This window comes from Nonomuraea fuscirosea (assembly GCF_003001935.1).
Lineage (GTDB): Bacteria > Actinomycetota > Actinomycetes > Streptosporangiales > Streptosporangiaceae > Nonomuraea > Nonomuraea fuscirosea.
This window is the reverse complement of the sequence record NZ_PVNG01000001.1, coordinates 1-22,830: the sequence shown is the minus strand read 5'-3', so window position 1 is coordinate 22,830 and position 22,830 is coordinate 1. Positions and strand designations below refer to the sequence as shown.

Annotated in this window: 18 protein-coding genes; 11 read left to right on the top strand and 7 right to left on the bottom strand. The window is 70.4% G+C overall.

What is annotated here, in order from left to right:
* The first annotated feature begins 56 nt into the window (after positions 1 to 56).
* The 3 genes from B0I32_RS00095 to B0I32_RS00085 all read left to right on the top strand — a co-directional run bounded on the left by B0I32_RS00095 (position 57) and on the right by B0I32_RS00085 (position 4,083).
* The gene (locus B0I32_RS00095) at positions 57 to 950 is read left to right on the top strand and encodes a carbohydrate kinase family protein (protein ID WP_106233841.1); all 894 of its coding nucleotides are present in this window, start codon (positions 57 to 59) and stop codon (positions 948 to 950) included.
* Positions 951 to 1,018: 68 nt separating this feature from the next.
* A complete protein-coding gene (locus B0I32_RS60810; protein ID WP_181306864.1) occupies positions 1,019 to 2,359 on the top strand; it encodes a serine/threonine-protein kinase in 1,341 nt (446 codons plus the stop codon).
* On the top strand, positions 2,353 to 4,083 hold the full coding sequence (locus B0I32_RS00085) for an ABC transporter substrate-binding protein (protein WP_106233837.1): 1,731 nt from the start codon (positions 2,353 to 2,355) through the stop codon (positions 4,081 to 4,083). The genes B0I32_RS60810 and B0I32_RS00085 overlap by 7 nt, the downstream gene beginning before the upstream one ends.
* A gap of 154 nt (positions 4,084 to 4,237) precedes the next feature.
* Here the strand turns inward: B0I32_RS00085 and B0I32_RS00080 are convergent, their stop codons facing one another.
* Both B0I32_RS00080 and B0I32_RS00075 read right to left on the bottom strand, forming a co-directional pair.
* Positions 4,238 to 6,352, bottom strand: coding sequence for a RecQ family ATP-dependent DNA helicase (locus B0I32_RS00080; RefSeq protein WP_245955411.1), 2,115 nt, complete (start codon positions 6,350 to 6,352; stop codon positions 4,238 to 4,240).
* Between the two features lie 415 nt (positions 6,353 to 6,767).
* Positions 6,768 to 7,592, bottom strand: a complete 825-nt coding sequence (locus B0I32_RS00075) for a TauD/TfdA dioxygenase family protein (RefSeq protein ID WP_106233834.1) — start codon at positions 7,590 to 7,592, stop codon at positions 6,768 to 6,770.
* Between the two features lie 422 nt (positions 7,593 to 8,014).
* Between B0I32_RS00075 and B0I32_RS00070 the strand changes: the two genes are divergently transcribed.
* On the top strand, positions 8,015 to 10,531 hold the full coding sequence (locus tag B0I32_RS00070) for a DNA gyrase/topoisomerase IV subunit A (RefSeq protein WP_106233832.1): 2,517 nt from the start codon (positions 8,015 to 8,017) through the stop codon (positions 10,529 to 10,531).
* 412 nt (positions 10,532 to 10,943) lie between these two features.
* Here B0I32_RS00070 and B0I32_RS00065 read toward each other — a convergent pair whose 3' ends face one another.
* Positions 10,944 to 11,315, bottom strand: coding sequence for a VOC family protein (locus B0I32_RS00065; RefSeq protein WP_106233831.1), 372 nt, complete (start codon positions 11,313 to 11,315; stop codon positions 10,944 to 10,946).
* Positions 11,316 to 11,349: 34 nt separating this feature from the next.
* Between B0I32_RS00065 and B0I32_RS00060 the strand changes: the two genes are divergently transcribed.
* From B0I32_RS00060 to B0I32_RS00045, 4 genes are all read left to right on the top strand, one after another.
* Entirely contained in the window at positions 11,350 to 11,913 is a 564-nt protein-coding gene (locus B0I32_RS00060; RefSeq protein WP_106233830.1) for a thioredoxin family protein, read from the top strand.
* Positions 11,914 to 12,013: 100 nt separating this feature from the next.
* A complete protein-coding gene (locus B0I32_RS00055) occupies positions 12,014 to 13,042 on the top strand; it encodes a sugar ABC transporter substrate-binding protein (protein ID WP_106234788.1) in 1,029 nt (342 codons plus the stop codon).
* On the top strand, positions 13,039 to 13,980 hold the full coding sequence (locus tag B0I32_RS00050; protein ID WP_106233829.1) for an ABC transporter permease: 942 nt from the start codon (positions 13,039 to 13,041) through the stop codon (positions 13,978 to 13,980). Before B0I32_RS00055 ends, B0I32_RS00050 begins: the two co-directional genes overlap by 4 nt.
* 77 nt (positions 13,981 to 14,057) lie before the next feature.
* Positions 14,058 to 14,861, top strand: coding sequence for an SAM-dependent methyltransferase (locus B0I32_RS00045; RefSeq protein ID WP_106233828.1), 804 nt, complete (start codon positions 14,058 to 14,060; stop codon positions 14,859 to 14,861).
* Between the two features lie 56 nt (positions 14,862 to 14,917).
* Here the strand turns inward: B0I32_RS00045 and B0I32_RS00040 are convergent, their stop codons facing one another.
* Positions 14,918 to 15,232 (bottom strand): hypothetical protein, encoded by a 315-nt coding sequence (locus B0I32_RS00040; protein ID WP_106233826.1) that lies wholly within the window; start codon positions 15,230 to 15,232, stop codon positions 14,918 to 14,920.
* Between the two features lie 139 nt (positions 15,233 to 15,371).
* On the opposite strand from B0I32_RS00040, the gene B0I32_RS00035 reads away from it, so the two are divergent.
* Complete coding sequence (locus tag B0I32_RS00035) at positions 15,372 to 15,866, top strand: beta-class carbonic anhydrase (RefSeq protein ID WP_106233824.1); 495 nt, start codon at positions 15,372 to 15,374, stop codon at positions 15,864 to 15,866.
* Positions 15,867 to 16,360: 494 nt separating this feature from the next.
* Here the strand turns inward: B0I32_RS00035 and B0I32_RS00025 are convergent, their stop codons facing one another.
* On the bottom strand, positions 16,361 to 18,427 hold the full coding sequence (locus B0I32_RS00025; RefSeq protein WP_106233822.1) for a DNA gyrase/topoisomerase IV subunit B: 2,067 nt from the start codon (positions 18,425 to 18,427) through the stop codon (positions 16,361 to 16,363).
* A 247-nt stretch (positions 18,428 to 18,674) separates the two neighbouring features.
* On the opposite strand from B0I32_RS00025, the gene B0I32_RS59520 reads away from it, so the two are divergent.
* Positions 18,675 to 18,905, top strand: a complete 231-nt coding sequence (locus tag B0I32_RS59520) for a DUF7455 domain-containing protein (RefSeq protein ID WP_106233820.1) — start codon at positions 18,675 to 18,677, stop codon at positions 18,903 to 18,905.
* Between the two features lie 267 nt (positions 18,906 to 19,172).
* On the top strand, positions 19,173 to 19,913 hold the full coding sequence (locus tag B0I32_RS00015; RefSeq protein ID WP_181306862.1) for a YaaA family protein: 741 nt from the start codon (positions 19,173 to 19,175) through the stop codon (positions 19,911 to 19,913).
* A 425-nt stretch (positions 19,914 to 20,338) separates the two neighbouring features.
* Here the strand turns inward: B0I32_RS00015 and B0I32_RS00010 are convergent, their stop codons facing one another.
* Together B0I32_RS00010 and B0I32_RS00005 are read right to left on the bottom strand one after the other, a co-directional pair.
* On the bottom strand, positions 20,339 to 21,997 hold the full coding sequence (locus B0I32_RS00010; protein WP_106234784.1) for an RNA polymerase sigma factor: 1,659 nt from the start codon (positions 21,995 to 21,997) through the stop codon (positions 20,339 to 20,341).
* 242 nt (positions 21,998 to 22,239) lie between these two features.
* A partial coding sequence (locus B0I32_RS00005; protein ID WP_146177984.1) for a PP2C family protein-serine/threonine phosphatase occupies positions 22,240 to 22,830 on the bottom strand: 591 nt, incomplete at its 5' end.

The following is a 22,830-nucleotide window of genomic DNA, read 5'->3' as shown; positions in this document are numbered from 1 at the left end:
CGTGGCGTTTCAGCCGTTGGCCAGGCTCGTTCCGAAGGCAGCAAGGTGGTGACATCATGACGCGGGTCGTCGTGGTGGGCGATCTCATGACCGACGCGGTCGCTCGCGCCCGTTATGCACTCGCCCGGGCGAGCGACACCCCGGCGATCGTGACGATGCACGGCGGCGGCTCGGGGGCGAACATCTCGTCCTGGCTCGCCGTGGAGGGCGCCGAGGTGGCCTTCATCGGCCGCAGGGGCGCCGACATCACGGGTCGTAACCGCGACATGGAGCTGATGGGCTACGGCGTCGACGCCCGGCTCGTCATGGATCCTGAGCGTCCGACCGGCACCTGCGTGGTGCTCGTCACGCACAAGGGTGAGCGCACCATGCTGTCCGACCCCGGTGCCAACGCCGCCCTGTCGCCCGAGGACCTGCCGCGTGACCTGTTCACGCAGGGCACCCATCTGCATCTGTCGGGCTACACGCTGATCAACGAGGGCTCGCGTGACGCCGGTCTCGCCGCGCTCGACATGGCCAGGCACAGCGGCATGTCGATCTCGGTCGACTGCGCCTCGTCCGCGCCGCTGGACCGTACGGGGGCCGAGCCGTTCCTCGAATGGACCAACGGGGCCAAGCTGCTGTTCGCCAACATCGACCAGGCGAAGGTGCTGACCGGCCGCGACGACGCCGAGTCGGCCGCCAAGGTGCTCACCGCGTGGTTCCCGCAGGTCGTGATCAAGATGACCGCCGAGGGCGCGTTGTGGTACAGCAACGGCCGCCCCGACCCGGTGCGGGTGGCCGCCGAGCCGGTCGACAAGATCGTCGACGGCACGGGCGCGGGTGACGCGTTCTGCGCCGGCTTCCTGCCGCCGTGGCTGGAGGGCAAGCCGCCGCACGAGGCGCTGGCCTCCGGCAACCGGCTCGCGGCCAAGGCGATCATGCATCTGGGCGCTCGACCGCCGTTCTGACGGTCTTCGCCGGCGCTGTCGTGGAAAGACGTCCGCATAGCGTGTAGACGAGGAGCGTGACAACCGGCGTGCGTCCGTTACGTACCGGCGATCCGTCTTCCATCGGGCCCTACCAGCTGACCGGCTTCCTCGGCGAAGGCGGGCAGGGCAGCGTCTACCTGGCCACCTCGCCGACGTCCGGCGAGCCGGTCGCGGTCAAGCTGCTGCACGCCAGGTTCACCGAGGACGAGCGGGCGGTGCGCCGGTTCCTGCGCGAGGCCGACTCGGTGCGGCGGGTGGCCGAGTTCTGCACGGCGCGGGTGCTGGACGTGGCCGAGGTCGACGGGCAGCCGTACATCGTCGGCGAGTACGTGGACGGGCCCTCCCTGCAGCGCCAGGTGAGCAAAGAGGGGCCCCTGCGCGGGCAGGCGCTGATCCGGCTGGCCGTCGCGACCGCCACCGCGCTGACCGCGATCCACCGGGCCGGGGTGGTGCACCGCGACTTCAAACCGGGCAACGTGCTGCTCGGGCCCGACGGGCCCCGGGTGATCGACTTCGGCATCGCGCGGGCGCTGGACGTGAGCCAGAGCATGACGACGAGCGTGGTCGGGACGCCGGCGTTCATGGCGCCCGAGCAGTTCCTCGGGGACGCGCAGCCGGCCAGCGACGTGTTCGCGTGGGCGGGGACGATGGTGTTCGCGGCGACGGGGCGGGGGGCGTTCGGGTTCGGGGCGCTGCCGGTGGTGATGCACCGGATCCTGAACGGGGAGCCCGACCTGTCGGGAGTGCCCGAGGCGCTGGCGCCGTTGTTGTGGGCGTCTCTGGCCAAGGATCATCATCGGCGGCCTACGGCCGATCAGCTCATGCGCGAGCTCATCCGCTCCTCCGGCGCGTCGCCGGACGTTCACGGCACCGGCGGGTCGCCGGACGTCCCCGGCTCCGGTGGGGTGCCGGGCGCCCACGGCTCCGATGGGTTGCCGGGCTCCCACGCGCCGGCGCCGCCGGGTGGGGCGGCGGGCGGCGGTTTCGCCACGCCCGGGGGGACGCGGCGGCTCGCCGATCCGACCGCCTTCACGGCCGTCCCCTTATCCGGCCAGGACTCACCCGGCCAGAACATACCTGGTCAGGACTCACCAAGCCGGGACTTACCGCACCCAGGCTTACCGGGTCAGGGACTACCCGGCCAGGGCTCACCGGCCGACGGTGGCGCACCCGACCGGGGAGGAGGGGCGCCGGGGCAGGGCGACGCCTCGTTCAGCGGGCCGGAGGGGGATGGGCGGGACCTGGTTCCGGTGGCGGGCCGGGGCAAGGGTCGGCGGTGCCTGGTTCCGGTGGCGGGCCGGGGCAGGGGTGGGTGGATGCTGGTTTCGGTGGTGGGGCGGGGCGGGAGTGGACGGGGCCTACCGCACCGGGTCGGCGGGGGTTGCTGATCGCGGCCGGGGCGGCGGCGACGGCGGTCGTGGTGGGGCTGGTCGCCTGGATGGTCGTCCAGTTCAACGACCGGACCGCCGCCACCCCGACGACGACGCCCGGCCCGATCGCCTACGGGAGCGCGCTCACCTCCGTCGTACGCCCGTCCGGCAAGAAGGGCGGCACCGTGCGCCTGGCGTCGGCGGCCGGCCTGGACTCCACGGACCCGGCCGACATGTACACGACGCAGGCGTGGAACATGGTCCGCCTCTACGGACGCGCGCTGACGATGTTCAAGCCGGCCCCGGGCGCGGCGGGGACGCGGATCGTACCCGACCTGGCCGAATCGCTGGGCAAGCCGAGTGACGGCGGCAGGACCTGGACCTACACGCTCCGGCGGGGCCTGAAGTTCGCCGACGGGACGCCGATCACCTCGGCCGACGTCGCGTACGCGGTGCTGCGCAGCATGGACTCCGGTTTCGAGCAGGGCACCAGCTACTTCGACCTCATGCTCGACCTGCCCGCCGGCTACGAGGGCCCCTACAAGTCGCCTGCCGCCGTCACCACGTCCGCGATCGAGACGCCGGACGATCGCACGATCGTCTTCCACCTGAAGGAGCCGTTCGCCACGTTCGACCACGTCGTCCAGTTGCCCGAGACGATCCCGGTGCCGAAGGCGAAGGACACACGTGGCGGTTACGCGCTCGACGTGGTCGCGTCGGGCCCGTACCGGTTCGCCCGGGTCGCGGAGAACTCCGTCGTCCTGGAGCGCAATCCCCACTGGTCAGCCGACTCCGATCCCAACCGCACGGCGCTGCCCGACCGCTTCGAGCTCACGTACGGGATGGACGCGGTCCAGGCGGCCGGCCGGCTCAAGGCGGGAGAGGCCGAGGTGGGGCCGGTCCTGCCGGACGGCGAGATCGCGGCGGTGCTCGGCGACCCCGCGCGCAAGGCCGAGGCCGACGCGCCGATCACGACCGTGCGCGTGCTGGCGATCAACCCCCAGGTGCCGCCGTTCGACCGGCCGGACTGCCGCCGCGCGGTGGTGCGCGCGCTCGACCTGAAGGCCGTGCGGGCGGCCGACCTGCCGCTGACGGACGAGGTGCCCACGTCGCTGGTGCCGCCCACGGTGCCGGGACAGCACCCCGCCGTCCCCGGGCTGACGCCGGACGGCGACCCGGCCGCCGCCCGCCAGGACCTGGCGAAGTGCGGCAGACCCGGCGGATTCCCGGCCAAGTACGTCTATCGCGATCTGCCCCAGGAGGCGGCGGTGGCGCAGGCGGTCAGGACCGCGCTGGGCGAGGTGGGCATCGACGTGTCGCTGGAGGCGGCGCCGGTCGCCGAGTTCCACCAGTCCAAGGGCGGCAGCCCGGAGTACCTGAGGAAGAACCAGGTGGGGCTCATCGCCAAGTCGTGGATCTACGACTGGCCCGATCCGTACTCGTTCCTGCCCGAGATGGTGGACAGCAGGCGGATCAGGGAGAAGGACTACTCGTTCAACGTCAGCGTCCGGCTGCCTACCGTGGACGCGGTCCTGGACCGGGCGACGAGCCGGCTCGACCCGAGGATCAGGGCCGCGCTGTGGGCGGAGGCCGAGCGGCGGGTGGCCGGTGAGGCGGTGCTGGTCCCGCTGACCTGGCGCCGTTCGCTGCTCCTGCGCGGCGCCGGAGCCAGCAACCTCCACGTCAGCCCGATCTACGCCGACTACGACCTGACCACCATCGGCGTCACCACCGGCTCCTGACGCCCAGCCCCCGCACCGCGCCCGGGACCGCACCACGCTCAACGCGGCACGTGACGGCGCGGCGCTCAGGGCGACACGTGACGGCGCGGCGCTCAGGGCGGCACGTGACGCCGCGATGCCCGCCCGCCGTGGGACGGCGCGCCGTGGGACGAGGTCAGCTGGTGACCGCGAGGGCCAGGGGCAGGACGGCGGGGGCGCCGGCGTGGCGGACGAGGGCCGCCGCCAGCGTCATCGTCCAGCCCGTGTCGACCCGGTCGTCCACCAGCAGGACCGGCCCGCCGCAACCGGCGATCGCCGCGCCCAGGTTCTTCGGCATGGCCAGCGTGCCCCTGATCGCCTGCACCCGCTTGGCGCTGTTGAACTGCTGCCCCGGCGACCCGGCCCGGTAGCCCAGCTCGCCCAGGTAGGTCAGCCGCCCGACCTGCGCCAGCCGCTCGGCGAACCCGCGTACGAGCTTCGGCCGCGTCGCCGACGGCACGTTGACCACGGCCACCGGGCGCTCCCGCCAGTCCCAGGCCGACAGGACCTTGATCACGGCGGCGAACATGTCGTCGCCCACCGGCTGGTCCTCCCCGCCGAACAGCTCCCGCAGCCGGTTGCCCCACCCGATGTCGGTCAGCCGCCCGAGCGCCCTGCCGGGCTCCGCGCCCAGCTCGGGCTTGATCCGCCCGGACAGGTCGGACAGCCCGGTCGGCCACTGCCTGCGGGCCTCGATCTCGACGCCGGGCCTGCTCAGGCGTTCGCGGGCGGTCTCGACGGCCTGGGCGGCGATCTCCGGGGAGCGGTGACGGCCGGTGCAGTTGTCGCAGCGCCCGCACGGTGTGGCGCTGTCGTCGTCGAGATGCCGGCGCAGGTACTGTTCGCGGCACTCGGTCGTGGTCAGGTAGGCGAGCATGGCCTGCTGCTCGGCCCCGCGCTCGGCGGCGATGCGGGCGTAGCGCTCGCCGTCGTAGGCCCACTCCTGCCCGGTGGCCTCCCAGCCGCCCTTGACCCGGCGGACGGCGCCGTCGACGTCGAGCACCTTGAGCATCATCTCCAGGCGGCTGCGGCTCAGGTCGACGGCGGTCTCGAGGGCGGGCGTGGACATGAGGCCGCGCTCTTCCAATGTCTGCAACGTGGTGCGGACGACGGGCTCGGGCGGGAAGGCCAGCGAGGCGAAATAGGCCCAGATGTCGCGGTCTTCGGTGCCGGGCAGCAGGATCACCTCGGCCCGTTCGACGCCGCGCCCGGCCCGGCCGACCTGCTGGTAGTAGGCGACGGGCGACTGCGGCGCGCCCACGTGGATCACGAAGCCCAGGTCGGGCTTGTCGAAGCCCATCCCGAGCGCGCTCGTGGCCACCAGCGCCTTGATCCGGTTGCCGAGCAGGGCGTCCTCGGCGGCCAGCCGCTCGGCCGGCTCGGTCTGGCCGGAGTAGGCGGCCACCTCGAGCCCCTGATCACGCAGGTAGCCGGCGATCTCGTGGGCCGCCGCGACGGTGAGGGTGTAGACGATGCCGGATCCGGGCAGCTCGCGCAGCGTCTGGGCCAGCCAGGCCAGGCGCTGCTCGGCGCTGGGCAGGCGGACGACGCTCAGGTGCAGGCTCTCGCGCTCCAGCGGCCCGCGCAGGACGAGCGTGTCGTCGCCGTCGGGCCGCAGCTCGGCGGGCAGGCGCAGCTGCTCGGCGACGTCGCGGGTGACGCGCGCGTTGGCGGTGGCGGTGGTGGCCAGCACCGGGATGCCCGGCGGCAGGTCCGCGAACAGCGTGGACAGCCTGCGGTAGTCGGGCCGGAAGTCGTGACCCCAGTCGGAGATGCAGTGGGCCTCGTCGACCACGACGAGCCCGGCACTCTCGGCCAGCTCGGGCAGGACGTTGTCGCGGAAGTCGGGGTTGTTGAGCCGCTCGGGGCTGACCAGCAGCACGTCGACCATGCCCTCGGCGACCTGGCCGTAGATCTCCTCCCACGCCTCGGGATTGGCGGAGTTGATCGTGACGGCGCTGATGCCGGCCCGCTCGGCGGCGGCGATCTGGTTGCGCATGAGCGCCAGCAGCGGCGAGACGATGACCGTGGGACCCTCGCCGAGCTCGCGCAGGAGCGCGGTGGCGACGAAGTAGACGGCCGACTTGCCCCAGCCGGTGCGCTGCACGACGAGCACCCTGCGGCGGCCGAGCACGAGGGCCTCGATGGCGGCCCACTGGTCGTCGCGGAGGACGGCGTGCTCACCGGCCAGCGCCCGCAGGCGCTCCTCGGCCTCTTCCCGCAGCATCGCGGCATCGGGGGCTTCAATCATGCCCTCTTTGTTACCAGCTCCCCCCGACCGAATACTCCTCAACTGATGTCGCCGTCGCAGCTTTCTCTCCGCGATGGCGGCTACAACCACCTTCATCCTTTACGGCTTCGCGGCACCGGGCCCCACCCGCCGCCCGTGGCCGGGCCCCGTCCAGGGGAACGCTCCTCCGGTTCACGGGGCGGGCCGCCGTGACGTGCGCCCTGCGGGCCTCCCGCGTGGTGAACCGACGGCCACGCGGACAGGCGACCATGCGCCCGGCGTCCGCGTGGTGACCTGGTCACCACGCGGATGGTCCACGTTGCGCACGTGACGGCGGCCCGCCCCGTGCGGGGTCAGCGGGCGTTTTCCTGGAGGTCCTCAGCCACGTGCGGTGGGTGGCGGTGCCGTCCGCGTGCCGTAAAGGATGATGGTTTGTTCAGATCTTGTCGGCATGCTCAGGGAAGGCGTTGATCGTCACCCTGTGCATGCGGCGGCGCTCGGTGTAGTCCGCGACCGCGTAGTGCTGCGTGGGCCGGTTGTCCCAGAAGGCGAGCGTTCCCGGACGCCAGCGCAGCCGGAGCTGGAACTCGGGCGAGCGGATGTGGTCGATCAGGAACGGCAGCAGCGCCTCGTTCTCCCGGTCGCTCAGCCCGACGAGGCGGGTCGTGGAGGCGCGGTTGACGAACAGCGCCTTGCGGCCGGTCTCGGCGTGCACCCGCACCACGGGACGGACGATGGGCGGCCATTTCGCCTGGATCTCGGCCAGGTCGAACGGATGCCCCTTCGAGATCGCCTTCTTCATCGACATCGTGATGTCGTGCTCGGCCGTCAGCTCGTCGCACAGCCGCTGGATGGGCGGCGAGAGCGTCTCGTACGCCAGGTGGGTGTTGGCCCAGCACGTGTCGCCGCCCACGGAGGGCAGCTGGACGCAGCGCAGCAGCGAGCCCATCGGCGGTGTCGGCTCGAAGGTGTTGTCGCTGTGCCATTCGTCCCCGCCCTCACCCTTGGGCGAGGTCTGGTCGAGGACGTGGATGGGACTGTTCGAGTCCTTCTTGAAGGCCGGGTGGTTCAGCGTGCCGAAGTTGAGGGCGAACTGCAGGTGCTGCTCGTCGTCGATGTGCTGGTCGCGGAAGAACAGCACGTGGTGCTTGAGCCACCCCTCCCGCAGGGTGACTACCTCCTCCTGCGACAGCGGCTTGCGCAGATCGACCCCGGTGACCTCGGCGCCGATGTGCTTGGTCACGGGATGGAACTCGATCATGACGCCTCCGTAATCAGGGGGATCCCATGAGCAGAACGGTAAGACCAAGCAATTGCTTGGTCAAGCTCACCGCGCCGGATCGAACACGTTTGCGATAAACGGCGGATGGCCGCTAGGATCCGTACGTGACCAGCGGGCCGTATCCTTCAAGACAGACAGATCGTTACGGTTCTCCCCGTCTCAGCCGGCCGAGGCGTGAGCGACACTGTGGATACGCCACTGGAGCCCTGGCTCGTGCCATCATCTCCAGGGGCGGACACGTCGCGATCCCTGCCGGTCCGTGGCCGCACGCGCTTCTGTCGACGCCCCACACGCCGATCTGACGCTTGTCCAGCGGGCTGACGGCTACGGTTACTGCTCGAGTACAGAAGGAGGATGCGCTTCCCCTCGGCGCGACGGCCGAGGCAGCCGCGCAGCACAAGATGGCCCGACGCACGACTGCACCCCCACCTGAGGATTTCGAGGAGCGGATCGTCGACATCGACGTCTCCTCCGAGATGCGCGCGAGCTACCTCGAGTACGCCTACTCGGTGATCTATCAGCGCGCCCTGCCCGACGCGCGCGACGGCCTCAAGCCGGTGCAGCGGCGCATCCTCTACTCGATGAGTGAGATGGGCCTGCGCCCCGACCGCGGCCACGTCAAGTCCTCGCGCGTCGTCGGCGACGTGATGGGCAAGCTGCATCCCCACGGCGACAGCGCGATCTACGACGCCCTGGTGCGCCTGGCGCAGCCGTTCTCGATGCGCCTGCCGCTGGTCGACGGGCACGGCAACTTCGGCTCGCCCGACGACCTGCCCGCCGCCATGCGTTACACCGAGGCCAGGCTGGCCCCGGCGGCGATGCTCATGGTCGACTCGCTCGACGAGGACACCGTCGACTTCAAGCCCAACTACGACGGCCAGGAGACCGAGCCGGTCGTCATGCCGTCGGCGTTCCCCAACCTGCTGGTCAACGGCACCAGCGGCATCGCGGTCGGCATGGCCACCAATATGGCGCCGCACAACCTCACCGAGGTCGTGGCCGCCGCCCGCCACCTGATCAAGAAGCCGGACGCCACGCTCGACGAGCTGATGAAATACGTCCCCGGCCCCGACCTGCCCACGGGCGGCTCGATCATCGGGCTGCAGGGGGTGCGCGACGCCTACGAGAGCGGACGTGGCACGTTCCGCATGCGCGCCAAGTGCGAGGTCGAGCAGATCACGCCGCGGCGCAAGGGCATCATCGTCACCGAGCTCCCCTACAACGTCGGCCCCGAGCGCGTGGTCACCAAGATCAAGGAGCTGGTGACCAGCAAGAAGCTCCAGGGCATCGCCGACCTCAAGGACCTCACCGACCGGCACAAGGGCCTGCGGCTGGTCATCGAGATCAAGAACGGCTTCATCCCCGAGGCGGTGCTGGAGGAGCTCTACCGGCTGACGCCGATGGAGGAGACGTTCGGCATCAACAACGTCACCCTGGTCGACGGCGAGCCGCGCACGCTCGGGCTGCGCGAGCTGCTGCAGGTCTACGTGGACCACCGGCTGGAGGTCGTGCGCCGCAGGTCGGAGTTCCGGCGCCGCAAGCGCGAGGAGCGCCTGCACCTGGTCGACGGCCTGATCATCGCGCTGCTCAACATCGACGAGGTCATCCAGGTCATCCGTTCCTCCGACGACTCCGCGCAGGCGCGGGGCCGGCTGATGGAGGTGTTCGACCTGACCGACATCCAGGCCGCCTACATCCTCGACACGCCGCTGCGCCGCCTGACCCGCTTCGACAAGCTGGAGCTCGACCGCGAGAAGGAGACGCTGAGCGACGAGATCGCCAAGCTCACCGAGATCCTCTCCTCCGAGACCAAGCTGCGCTCGGTCGTCTCGGGCGAGCTGGCCGAGGTGGCCAAGAAGTACGGCACGCCGCGCCGCACCGTCCTGCTGGAGGCGCCCGGCATCGCCCGCACCCCGGTGACGTCGCTGCAGGTGGCCGACGACCCGTGCCTGGCCATGCTCTCCTCCACCGGGCTGCTGGCCCGCACCCCCGACGCCACCCCGCTGCCCGGCGAGGGCGACAGGACCGCCCACGACGTGCTGGTCAGCGTCGTGCGCACGTCCGTGCGCGGTGAGGTCGGCGTGGTCACCTCACAGGGCCGGCTGATCCGCGTCCAGGTCGTCGACCTGCCGACGCTGCCGCCCTCGGCCAACCCGCCGTCGTTGTCGGGCGGGCATCCGGTGTCCGAATACGTCTCCCTGCAGCCCGACGAGAAGGTCATCGGGCTCGGCTCCCTCGACCCCGACGGGCCCGGCCTCGCGCTCGGCACCGCGCAGGGCGTGGTCAAACGGGTGGTGCCCGACTATCCGGCCAACCGCGACGACTTCGAGGTGATCACCCTCAAGGAGGGCGACAGCGTGGTGGGGGCCGTCGAGCTGGTGTCCGAGGCCCACGATCTGGTGTTCATCTCCTCCGACGCCCAGCTGCTGCGCTTCTCCGCCGCCGTCGTACGACCCCAGGGCCGGCCCGCGGGCGGCATGGCCGGCATCCGCCTCGACGACGGCGCCCGGGTGATCTGGTTCGGCGTGGTCGACCCTGAGCAGCCCGCGCAGGTGGTCACCGTCGCCGGCTCCTCCACGGCGCTGCCCGGCACCCAGGTGGGCGGCGGCAAGGTGTCCGACTACGCCGAGTTCCCCGCCAAGGGGCGGGCCACCGGCGGAGTCCGGGCCCAGCGTTTCCTCAAGGGCGAGGACGAGCTGCTGCTGGCCTGGGCCGGCCCGGCTCCGGCCAAGGCGGTCTCGGCGGTGGGCAAGCCGGTGCCGCTGCCGGAGGAGATCGGCCGCCGCGACGGCTCCGGCGTCCGGCTCACCCACACCATCGGCGCGATCGGCGGCGCCCTCGCCTCCGGCCCCGAAGCCCTGCCGGGTGGGGCGTCGCCGGAGGTGACCGGCGCGGACGAGTCATCCGGCGAAGAATGACCTTCCCGCCGACCACGGCATCGACAACTGACCACGCCTACCCGCGGGTCCGGCGCGAACCCATCAGGCGCCCGGACCCGCACGAGGTCGAACTGAGAAGTCCTGATCCGCAGGCGGCTGTACTTGAACGGTCCGGAATTGTAGGTGGCTGGACTCGACAGGACCCCGCCGAGCCGTCGCACCCGACGGACCTCACTCACTGACCGGCGGGTACTCCCACTCCAGGTGGCTCATCGAGCGATGGCCGGCCCCGCGCGAAGGCGGGGCCGGCCACTCCCCCGGGCCAGGAGCAGTCCCCTTCGCCCAGCCCGGTGGTCCAGGTCAGATGGGTCCGGCGCCCCAGAGCAGGCCGGCCGAAGAGCCCGCTCAGACCAGCCCGGTGGTCCAGGTCGAACCGGTCCGGTGGTGCGGGTCAGTCCCGGCAGAGGCAGAACGGGTGGCCGGCCGGGTCGAGGAAGACGCGGAAGTCGTCGTCCTCGCTGGGCTGGTGCGCGTGCTTGGTCGCGCCGATCTTGATCACCTGGGCCTCCGCCTCGTCCAGGTCGTCGACCGTCACGTCGAGGTGGAACTGCTGCGGGCGGTCCGGGTCCGGCCAGGCGGGCGGCTGGTGGTCGGACGCGAGCTGGAACGCCAGCCGCTTGGGCGGGCCGCCGTCGCTGACCACGACCCAGTCGTCCTCCACCGAGGTGACCGGCCAGCCCAGCAAGGTGGCGTAGAACTCCGCCAGAGCCCGTGGATCCGGACAGTCCACCACGACCGTTCGGAACTCCGCGATACCGCCCATTACCGTGAACCCCTCTCAGACGAGAATGGATGCCATGGCTGCCAACTCGTTCATGGTCCCGCTCGGCACTCCCGCGCCCGCCTTCGACCTGACCGCCATCAACGGCGGCAGTGTCTCGCTCGAAGACCTCAAGGGTTCTCCCGCCACGCTCGTGGCGTTCCTGTCGAACCACTGCCCGTATGTGCGGCACATCGAAGCCGGCCTCGGCGCGCTGGCCGGCGACTACGGCGCCAGATTGTCGATCGTGGCCATCTGCAGCAATGACAGCGTGAACTACCCCGATGACGACCCGACACACCTGGCCGAGCAGGCGGCACGGGCGGGCTTCTCCTTCCCGTACCTGCTGGACGACACCCAGGACGTGGCCAAGGCCTACCGGGCGGCCTGCACACCCGACTTCTTCCTCTACGACGGGTTCTTCCGGCTCGCCTACCGCGGCGAGTTCGACGGCTCCAGACCGGGCAACGACGTGCCGGTGACCGGCGAGTCGCTGCGGGCCGCCATCGACGCCCTGCTCGACGGCGAGCCGATGCCGGAGCGGCAGCGCCCGTCCCTCGGCTGCGGCATCAAGTGGAAGCCGGGTAACGAACCCGGCTGAAGCGGTGATCTCCATTCACCTCATCACGCACCGCCACGTTCCCTATGATCATGGAAACGAAATCCCGGGCTGGTCGCCGACGACGCGAATGGAGACCGAGATGGTCGCACGATGGACCGCGTTACCCGCCCTGGCCGCGGTGAGCCTGCTCGCCGCCGGTTGCGTCAATCCCGGCGCGGAGGGCCCGTCGTCGAGCGCCTCGGCCGCCGCGACCTCGCCGGGGGCGTCCGCCGCGGCCAAGCGGATCGGCTTCTTCGGCTTCGCCAAGGCCAACTCCTTCTCGGCCGCCACGTTCGCCGGCGTCGAGGAGTACGCGAAGGCGAACGGCGCCACCGCGGAGTTCCTCGACCCGAACTTCGACGCCCAGGCCCAGGTCCGCCAGCTCCAGGACGCCGTGACGGCCAAGCGGTTCGAGGTGTTCGTCGTCCAGGCCAACGACGGGGCGGCCGTGGTGCCGGCGATCCGCTCCGCCGTGCAGGCCGGGATCACCGTCGTCGTGCACTTCACCCCCGTCGGCACCCGCTACGACACCGCCGATCCCCAGGTGGACGGCACGATCACGCTCATCGACGTGCCCACGCTGAACGGCGAGGGCCTGGCCGAGCTGGCGATCCAGGCGTGCGCGAGCAGGAAACCGGACCCGTGCGAGGTCGGCTACCTGGAGGGGCTCAAGGCGCTGCCGCTGGACAACGCCCGCACCCAGGCCGCCGTGGCCAAGCTGAAGGCCGCGCCGGGCGTCGAGCTCAAGGCCCAGCTCGAAGGCGGTTACACGCAGGAGAGCGGGCGCAAGGCGATGCAGGACGTGCTGCAGAAGAACCCCGGCATCGACGTGATCATCGGCGCGTCGCAGGCCGTCCTCGGGGCCGAGGCGGTGGCGAAGGGCAAGGACATCTCGTACGTCGCCAACGGCGCCTCCCGCCAGACCGTCAAGGCGGTGCGGGAGGGGCGCTGGTTCGGCGCGTACTACCTGCCGGTGAAGACCCTCGGCGCCAAGGCCGCGGAGCTGGGGCTCCGTAAGGCGCGCGGCGAGCAGGTGCCCGGCACGAACCTCGCGACGGACGTCCAGCCCGGCACCAGCATGGGGACCAAGGACGCGCTGGCCCAGGTGAGCGGCGAATACGACGAATGACGGCCAGGTCGCTGCGGGACCACGGGATCGTCCTGGCGGTCGCGGTCCTGGTGGTGGCGCTCTCCCTGGCCACCGACACGTTCCTGAGCCCGGGGAACCTGGTCAACCTGCTGGACCAGGCCGTGGTCGTCGGCCTGCTGGCGTGCGGGATGACGGTGTGCGTGATCTGCGGCGTCTTCGACCTGTCCGCCAGTGCCGTGCTCGCCGTGAGCGCCATCGTGGCGGTGCTCGTCACCGAGCGGGCCGGCGTGCCCGCCGGGTACGCCGCCGCCGTGGTGACCGGCGGCCTGCTCGGCACCCTGAACGGCGTGGTCGTGGTGCTGTCACGGGTGCACTCGTTCATCGCCACGCTCGCGCTCGGCATCGTGCACCGCGGCCTGGCGCTCGTCATCACCGGCGGCGCGATCGTCTATCCGGGCGCGGCGCGGCTGGAGTCGTTCCAGTCGCTGAGCTGGCCCACAGTGCTGGGCGGCGTCACCGCCTCCTCCCTGCTGCTGGTGGCGGTGGCCGGGGTCACGTCGCTGCTGCTGGCCCGCACCACGTTCGGCCGCCGCGTGTACGCCGTGGGCGGCAACCCCACGGCGGCCTGGCTGTCGGGGATCGGCGTGCGTTCGGTCCAGGTGGGCGCGTTCGCGATCAGCGGCCTGTGCGCCGGGCTGGCGGGGCTGGTGCTGGCGGCGCGCGGCGGCTCGGCGCAGCCGGACATGGGCACGCTGCTGGAGCTGACGGCCATCGCGGCGACGGTGATCGGCGGCACGAGCATCCTCGGCGGGCAGGGGGCGATCTGGCGCGGCATGGTGGGCGTGCTGATCCTCACGTTGATCGGCAATGGCTTCAACCTGCTCGGCTGGAACTCCACCTACCGTCCGGTCGTCGAGGGCCTGCTCATCCTGGCCGCCGTGAGCGTCGATCACGCTCTGCGAGCCCGCCGATCTTAACGAAAGATCGAAAACTGGGTCACATGAGCGTTACGATCTGTTCTGAGCAGTTTGCGGTGTGGATCTGAAGGGCCGGCATGACCAACCCCTCGCGCGTTCCCGTGGGCATCAACCCCAGTGTTCCCAACGCGGCGCGCATGTACGACTACTACCTCGGCGGCAAGGACAATTTCGCGGCCGACCGCGAGGCAGCCGAGAAGATCATGGCCTTGGGCCCCAGCAGGGACATCTGCCTGGCCAACCGGCGCTTTCTGGGCCGGGCCGTCCGCCACGTCGCCGGACTGGGCATCGACCAGTTCATCGACCTCGGCACCGGCCTGCCCAACCAGAACAACGTGCACGAGGTCGCCCGCACCGTCCACCCCGACGCGCACGTCCTGTATGTGGACTACGACCCGGTGGTGATCGTCCACGGCCGCGCCCTGCTGGCCGGCACGGACGCGAACATCACCATGCTGGGCGCCGACGTACGCAAACCCGGCTCGATCCTCGACGCCCCCGAGACCAAGCGGCTGATCGACTTCACCCGGCCGGTCGGCGTGATCTTCCTCGGGGTGCTGCACTGCCTGACCGACCGCGAGGACCCGTGGGACGTGGTGGCGACCTTCCGCGAACGCCTGGCCCCCGGCAGCGCCCTGATCGTCTCCCACCTCACCGACGACGCCCACCCCGAGGTGGGAGAGGCGGCGCGGGAGGTGTACGACGACGTGGACGCGCCCCTGATCCACCGCGGCCGGGAACAGGTCGCCCGCATGTTCGACGGCTTCGACCTGGTGGAGCCGGGCGTGACGCACGTGGCCGACTGGCGCCCCGAGGTGGCGTGGGAGAAGGAGCTCGCGGGCAGCGAGTGGTGGTACGTGGGCGTCGGCCTCAAACCGTAGAACCCCGGCCGGAGCTTCCTGGCGCCTCCGTACGGGCTTTCGAGGATCGCCCGCGCTCAGGTCGCGGCGGTGATGGCGGCGGGCAGCGCGAGCAGCAGTTCGTGCGGCTCGCCACCCTCCCAGAGCCGGATCAGCTTGGTCCCGGCCTCCCCCGGATCGAACTGCTCGCACCCCAGCGGACCGAAGCAACCGGCCTCGTCCAGCATGAGGATCAGCGGATCGTCGTCGGGGAGGCTCGCCGCGTAGGCGGCGGTGTCGAGCAGTGCCAGGGCGCACTTGGCGTTGCGGCCGTCGTCCCTGGACTCCACACGGTCGAGGCGGCGCCGGGCCTGGCCCCGGAGATACGCGGCTAGCGATTCTGACCTGCTCACGACTAACCTTCTCTGGTCACGTACATACGGCTACGACATCATCACTCATGGTGAGTGCTTATCGGGGGACGTTCGCGAAGTTCAGCCAGTCGCCACCCCGGACGGGGCCGACTACGAGCCGTACGGGAGTATTTGTGCCATGAGTGCGTTCGACGACGTGTATAGCGCAAACGCAAAGTTCGCCGAGAGCTTCGGGAGCTCTGGTCTCACCGGCCGTGCGGCACGCGGATTGGCCGTCGTGACCTGCATGGACTCACGCATCGATCCCCTGGGCCTGCTCGGTCTGCAGCCCGGGGACGCCAAGATCCTGCGCAACGCCGGTGCGAGGGTGACGGACGACGTGCTGCGCACCCTGGTGCTCGCCGTCTACGTGCTCGGGGTGAACCGGGTGCTCATCATGCCGCACACGGACTGCGGCATGACCAAGGTGACGGATTCGGAGGTGCACGCGCTGACCCGCGACCACGGGGTGGACACCAGGAGCCTGGAGTTCCACACGGTGCCCGACCAGAACGAGGCGCTGAAGCACGACCTCACCCGCATCCGCACCACCCCGTTCCTGCCCCCGGGCATGCCGGTGGCCGGCGGCATCTACGACGTCCACACCGGCCGCCTGACCCCGTCCCCCCACTGACCCCACCCGACCGCGCCCGGACTCGCGGACTCGCGGACTCGCGGACTCGCGGACTCGCGGACTCGCGGACTCGCGGACTCGCGGACTCGCGGACTCGCGGACTCGCGGCTGAGGATGCCAGGCGGCTCTGCCCCTCGGACAGGGCCGTTTCTCGCCCATACGGGCGCTTCCGTCCACCACCCCGGCGGCCGATCCGGCCGCCGGGGCCACTGAAGCCAGGACGCGCACCCCAACAAGGTCAGATGCACCCCAGAAGGCCCTCAAAGCCCACAGGAGAGCCCGGGAGGCCCTGGACCGCCCCAGAACTCCCTCCAGCCCCGACCGGCCGCCTGAGCCCCGCCAGGGGCCGCATCTCCTGAGAACACGCCTGAACGGCCCGGCGACGAGCCCGCAGCCAGGACCGGCTCAGGCATCCGACGCCGAGCACCGGACACCTGGCGGAGGCGAAATACGCCGCGCACCCCGCCGGGTGTCAGACGCCCGAGCAGCCGAGGTCAGGCGTCGATGTGGTCGCGGTCCACCTCGGCCGCGCTGTTGACGATGAACTCCCTGCGCGGCGCGACCTCGCTGCCCATCAGCAGGTTGAAGATGCCCTCGGCCCCTTCGGCGTCCTCGATCCTGACTCGGCGCAGGATGCGGTGGCGCGGGTCCATGGTCGTCTCGGCCAGCTGGTCGGCGTCCATCTCGCCCAGACCCTTGTAACGCTGCACCGGGTCCTTCCACCGCTTACCGCGCCGTTCGAGATCCCGCAGCGTCTTGTGCAGCTCGGCGTCGGAGTAGCAGTAGATGTACTTCTCCTTGCCCCGCCCCGGGTTGGTCAGCTCGATCCGGTGCAGCGGCGGCACGGCCGCGAACACCCGCCCGGCCTCGACCATCGGCCGCATGTAGCGGTGGAAGAGGGTCAGCAGCAGGCAGCGGATGTGGGCGCCGTCGACGTCGGCGTCGGCCATCAGGATGACCTTGCCGTAGCGGGCCGAATCGATGTCGAACGAGCGCCCCGACCCGGCCCCGACCACCTGGATGATGGCGGCGCACTCGGCGTTCTTGAGCATGTCGCTCACGGACGCCTTCTGGACGTTGAGGATCTTGCCGCGGATCGGCAGCAGGGCCTGGAACTCCGAGTCGCGGGCCAGCTTGGCCGTGCCGAGCGCGGAGTCACCCTCGACGATGAACAGCTCACTGCGGTCGACGCCGTCGCTGCGGCAGTCGACCAGCTTGGCCGGCAGCGCCGAGCTCTCCAGGGCGGTCTTGCGGCGCTGGTTGTCGCGGTGCTCGCGGGCCGCGATGCGGGCCTTCGCGGCGGCCACGATCTTCTCCAGCACGGCGCGCAGCGGCTGCTTGTAGCCGCGCGGCGGGTTGGCGAACAGCTCCTTGAGCTCGCGCGAGACCACGTGGGAGACGATGCGGGTGGCCGCGGAGGTGCCGAGCACCTCCTTGGTCTGGCCCTCGAACTGCGGCTCAGGCACCCTGACCGTCACGACGCCGGTCAGGCCCTCGGAGATGTCGTCCTTGGTGACGGGGTCGTCGCCGTTTTTCAGCAGGCGGGTCTCACGCAGCAGCTCGTTGATCGTACGGACGAGCCCGCGCTCGAAACCGGTCAGGTGGGTGCCGCCCTTGGGCGTGGCGATGACGTTGACGAACGAGCGCACGGTGGACTCGTAGCCCTTGCCCCAGCGCACCGCCACGTCGACGCTCAGCTCGCGCTCGACCTCGGTGGGCGTCATGTGGCCCTGGTCGTCGAGGACGGGCACGGTCTCGCGGAAGTGACCGAGGCCCTGCAGCCGCAGCACGTCGCAGACCGGCTCGTCGCGGGCCAGGAACTCGGTGAACTCGGAGATGCCGCCGTCGAAGCGGAACTCCTCCTCGACGCGCTCCTCGTGCCGGCTGTCGACGACCGCCAGGGTCAAGCCGGGCACCAGGAAGGCCGTCTGCCGCAGGCGCACGTGGATCTCGTCGAGCGAGACCTCGGCGTCGGGCAGGAAGATCTGCCGGTCGGCCCAGAACCGCACCCGCGTGCCGGTGGGGTTGGCAGGGCGCTTGGAGCCGATGCGCAGGCCGGACTTCTTCTTGAACTTGGCCGTGGGCCCCTCGCCGTCGAAGATCCCGGGGACGCCGCGACGGAAGCTCATCTCGTGGACCACGCCGTCGCGGTCGACCTCGACGTCGACCCTGGCGGACAAGGCGTTGACCACGGAGGCGCCCACGCCGTGCAGGCCGCCGGAGGCGCCGTAGGAGCCGCCGCCGAACTTGCCGCCCGCGTGCAGTTTCGTGTAGACGAGCTCGACGCCCGCCAGACCGGACTTCGGCTCGATGTCGACGGGAATGCCCCGCCCGTTGTCGCGCACCTCGATGGACCCGTCGGCGTAGAGCTCGACCTCGATCCGATCGCAGTGCCCCGCGAGCGCCTCGTCGACGCCGTTGTCCACGATCTCCCAGAGGCAGTGCATGAGCCCGCGACTGTCGGTGGACCCGATGTACATGCCGGGTCGCTTGCGAACGGCCTCGAGGCCCTCAAGCACCGACAGGTGACGAGCCGTGTAACCCGCCTCCACTAGCGTCACTCCAGCTCCTCCGGTCTAGGCATCGAACATGTGTGCGTAGCCTACCGTTCTTCCCCTACGCGCGCGTACAAGCTTGCCACGGTGGCACGTTTGGTGTTACCAACCGGCTGATCGTCATTACTTTCGGACACATTCTGCTCTGGGCGTAGCGAGGGGGCGGTTGGGAACGTCCACGTCCGGTTAGATGTTGTTCCAAGTGACTGACGCCAGATCCTCGCTTCGGCGGGGGTGACCCGAAAGGCGATACGTGACTGGAGCTCTCGCCCCCGTTAAGCCGCTGACGGCCCTCGACCGCTGCGACCGCTGCGGCGCCCAGGCCTACATTCGCGCAACCCTACCCGTGGGTGGGGAGTTGCTGTTCTGCGCTCACCATGGGCGTCAGCACATCGCAGCGTTGCGTGAAAAGGGCGCCGACATCCTGGACGAGTCGGCTCGACTCAGCGAAACCCCTTCAATTGCCCCCAGCGACGAGCGCTGACAACGCCCGTCGTGTGAGATAACCACATATCGCGTGACAGAACGGCGACCCCGGCACGTCCGGGGTCGCCGTTCTGCGTTCAAACCCCTGGTGGCGCAGGCGGTTTCTTAGGTTTGGGACGCCGCACGGGCTCTTCCTAGACCTGGAACGCCGCACGGGCCCGCTGCCGCGCCCGCCCCGTGCGGGTCATCGCTGCCACCTGCCCCGCACGGGTCGTCGGCCGGATCTGTGAGAGGGCGCGGACCAGGGCCAATAAGCTAGTGAGCTGTGCTGATCCTGCTGCCGCCGTCCGAAGGCAAGGCGTCCGAGGGCTCCGGCCCGCCCGTCGGCGAGCTGTCCTTCCCCGCCCTCGACCGGTCCCGCCGGCGGGTGATGAACGCGCTCGTCCGCGCCTCCAAGCGCCGCGACGCCCTCGACGTGCTGGGGCTGACCCCTGGGCTGGCCGGCGAACTGGCCAAGAACGTCGGCCTGAAGACCGCCCCGACGCTGCCCGCGGCCGAGCTCTACACCGGCGTGCTCTACGACAACCTCGCCCTGGCCACCCTCTCCGCGGACGCCAGAGAACGGGCGGAGGAGTCGCTGGTGATCTTCTCCGGCCTGTGGGGTGTGGTGAAGATCACAGATCTCATTCCGCCGTACCGGCTCTCGATGGGCGTCAATCTGCCGCCTCTGGGCGGACTCGCGGCCTTCTGGCGCCCGCAGGTGACCAAACAACTCGACCACGTCCCCGGCCTGGTGGTGGATCTCCGGTCGAGCACGTACGCGGGCGCCTGGCAGCCCGGTGACCGTTCTGTGACGGTACGAGTGTTCCGCGACGGCAAGGTCATCAGCCACATGGCCAAGGCGACCCGAGGCGAGATCGCCCGAGCACTGCTCTCCCAGGACACGGACCCCACCACCCCGGAAGACCTCACCAAACTCCTCGACGACCTCGGCCACACCGTCACCCTCACCACCCCCACCCGCCCATCTCGCCCCTGGACCCTCGACGTCCACCTCTCCTCCTGACCCCCACTCAGCGGGAAGCCAAGGTCCAAGAGACGCGGGGGCCGGAAAGGCCGGGCGGGTCGTGAGGGGTGCGAGCAGAGCGACGGAGACCACCCATCCGGCGACAGGGTGCCGAGTACGGCACATCCTTGGACGGCGCTCGGCGGAGCGGCGCGGTTCTTGTCCGTTCGGTGCGGTTCACCCAGGTCGGTGATAGGCGGCACGGTCGGCGTGCCGCTGCTCGACGGGACACCCCCCGCTGAATGAGAGGCCGAGCGCGCACGGCGAAGGGTCGGCCACGCCGAGACACAACCCGCGATCGCCGTGACGTGGGACTCTCGCGCGGCCGGGTGCGGAAGCGGAAAGACGAACGCCCCGCCGGGAAGGATCCCGGCGGGGCGTGCCGTTGCGTGCAGGTCGGCCGGAAGCCGACCGGTGACCGTGTCTCAGTCCAGGTAGTCGCGCAGGACCTGGGACCGGGACGGGTGGCGCAGCTTGGACATGGTCTTCGACTCGATCTGGCGGATGCGCTCACGGGTCACCCCGTAAACCTTGCCGATCTCGTCGAGCGTCTTCGGCTGGCCGTCGGTGAGTCCGAAGCGCATCGACACGACGCCCGCCTCCCGCTCCGACAAGGTGTCGAGAACGGAGTGCAGCTGCTCCTGGAGCAGCGTGAAGCTGACGGCGTCGGCCGGGACGATGGCCTCGGAGTCCTCGATGAGGTCGCCGAACTCGCTGTCGCCCTCCTCACCCAGCGGGGTGTGCAGGGAGATGGGCTCGCGCCCGTACTTCTGGACCTCGACGACCTTCTCGGGCGTCATGTCCAGCTCTCGGGCCAGCTCTTCCGGCGTGGGCTCGCGGCCCAGGTCCTGCAGCATCTGCCGCTGGACGCGGGCCAGCTTGTTGATCACTTCGACCATGTGGACCGGGATGCGGATGGTCCGCGCCTGGTCGGCCATGGCGCGGGTGATCGCCTGCCGGATCCACCACGTGGCGTAGGTGGAGAACTTGTAACCCTTGGTGTAGTCGAACTTCTCCACGGCCCTGATGAGGCCCAGGTTGCCTTCCTGGATCAGGTCGAGGAAGAGCATGCCGCGGCCGGTGTAGCGCTTGGCCAGCGAGACCACGAGCCGGAGGTTGGCCTCCAGCAGGTGGTTCTTGGCGCGCCGGCCGTCTTCGGCGATCCATTCGAGCTCGGCCTTGACGTCGACGGGCAGCCCGTCGGTCTCGCCGCCGCCCAGCTGCTCCTCGGCGAACAGGCCCGCCTCGATGCGCTTGGCGAGCTCGACCTCCTGCTCGGCGTTGAGCAGGGGGACCTTGCCGATCTGCTTGAGGTAGTCCTTGACCGGGTCGGCGGTGGCGCCGGCGGCGGCGACCTGCGCGACCGGGGCGTCATCGTCGTCGTCGGAGAGGATGAGGACCTCGTCCTCGGTCTTCTCCTTCGTGACGGCCTCGGCGGCGACCTTGGGCTCGTCGGTCTCGGTCTCGGTGTCGTCGTCGGAGTCACCCTCGGAGTCGGCCTCGGCGACGATCTCCTCGTCGTCGACCTCGATGTCCTCGAGGTCCTCCAGCTCCACGTCGCCGTCGAGCTCGAGATCCTCGTCGTCGTCCGACTCGCCCCGCGGGGCGTCGGGTGCCTTCTTGGTCTCGGCAGGCCCAGCGTTCTTCTGCTCGGCCTTCTTGGCGGCGGCGGGTGCCGCGGCCTTCTTGGCCGCGGGGGCGGCCTTCTTGGCAGGGGCCGCCTTCTTGGCGGCCGGCTCGGCTTCAGCGGTGCCCACGACCGCGGTCACGGTCTCGGGCTGCTGCTCTTTGGCGGCCGCCGCCGTCTTGGTCTTGACGGGGGCGGCGGTGCGGCGCTTTGCTGGACCACGAGACTTCTTCGGCGCAGCCGAATCCGCGGCGGTCACCACCACGGTCACGCCCTCTTTGCTGAGGTTCCGCAAGAACGCGGCGGCGTGCGACATGGGGATGTCCGCCTCCTCGAAGGCCTGACGAACATCCTCAGACTCGAGGAAACCCTGCGAGCGCCCACGCTCGAGCAGTCGCTGAATGACGGGCTCGTTCAGCTCTTGTGGCTTCGAGCGAGTCGAACTTGCAGGCGACACGAACACCTCTCGAACGAACGCGTGGCGACAATGGACCCAGATGCCCGCTGGGGGGCTGTTGCCTCTCTCGGAGATCGGTGAGGCCGTGCGGACCGCGACGGACCTGCACAGCATTGTGGCACGACCCCGCACTCCATACGGCCACCTCCCGGCGGTTGACCTCCACCCTAGGCCGACCGAGACAGTAGTGCGTACGTAAGCGGGGCACTGATACCCGAAAGCAACCGTTATGACTGTTTCATTCAGTCACTCTTCGTGGCTGGTGGGACGTGGATTGCGAGCGCGGTAACGTCATCATCCTGTTCATATCCAGACAACATCCGGTCAACCAGGAAATCCAGCAGCATGTGCGGACTACTGACGACCTCAGGCGGCGCTTCGGTCACAACACTGCATATCTCTGCGAGACCGGCATCCAGCCCGCGCTTCCTGTTCTCCACGAGCCCGTCGGAGTAGAGCACGGCGGTATGGCCGGGCGGCACCACGAACCGGAACTGCCTGCGGCTGGTCGGCCAGCCTAGCGGAGTGCCCGGCTCGGCGTCGCACAGGATCGCCGTGCCCTGGGGCGAAACCAGCACGGGTGGCGGATGACCGGCCATGGCCAGCGTGCCCTCACCGGTGACGGGCTCGACGACCATGTAGGCCAGGGTCGTGACCTGCTCTTCCTCTTCCGTGGCCTCGAAGACCCGGTCGAGGCCGGTGAGCACGGCCGCGGGCGGCGGGTTGGTCAGCGCCAGCGCCCGCATGGCGTTGCGGATGCGGCCCATGCCGGCGGCGGCCTTGACGCCCTTGCCCATGACGTCGCCGACGACGGCCGCGACGCGTCCGTCCTG

Excerpts from the sequence above, each read along its gene's own strand:
- B0I32_RS00035 (WP_106233824.1), top strand. The coding sequence starts at position 15,372 with ATGAGTGCGTTCGACGACGTGTATAGCGCAAACGCAAAGTTCGCCGAG.
- B0I32_RS00050 (WP_106233829.1), top strand. The coding sequence starts at position 13,039 with ATGACGGCCAGGTCGCTGCGGGACCACGGGATCGTCCTGGCGGTCGCG.
- B0I32_RS00060 (WP_106233830.1), top strand. The coding sequence starts at position 11,350 with ATGGCTGCCAACTCGTTCATGGTCCCGCTCGGCACTCCCGCGCCCGCC.
- B0I32_RS00065 (WP_106233831.1), bottom strand. The coding sequence starts at position 11,315 with ATGGGCGGTATCGCGGAGTTCCGAACGGTCGTGGTGGACTGTCCGGAT.
- B0I32_RS00055 (WP_106234788.1), top strand. The coding sequence starts at position 12,014 with ATGGTCGCACGATGGACCGCGTTACCCGCCCTGGCCGCGGTGAGCCTG.
- B0I32_RS00080 (WP_245955411.1), bottom strand. The coding sequence starts at position 6,352 with ATGATTGAAGCCCCCGATGCCGCGATGCTGCGGGAAGAGGCCGAGGAG.
- B0I32_RS00075 (WP_106233834.1), bottom strand. The coding sequence starts at position 7,592 with ATGATCGAGTTCCATCCCGTGACCAAGCACATCGGCGCCGAGGTCACC.
- B0I32_RS00070 (WP_106233832.1), top strand. The coding sequence starts at position 8,015 with ATGGCCCGACGCACGACTGCACCCCCACCTGAGGATTTCGAGGAGCGG.
- B0I32_RS00095 (WP_106233841.1), top strand. The coding sequence starts at position 57 with ATGACGCGGGTCGTCGTGGTGGGCGATCTCATGACCGACGCGGTCGCT.
- B0I32_RS00045 (WP_106233828.1), top strand. The coding sequence starts at position 14,058 with ATGACCAACCCCTCGCGCGTTCCCGTGGGCATCAACCCCAGTGTTCCC.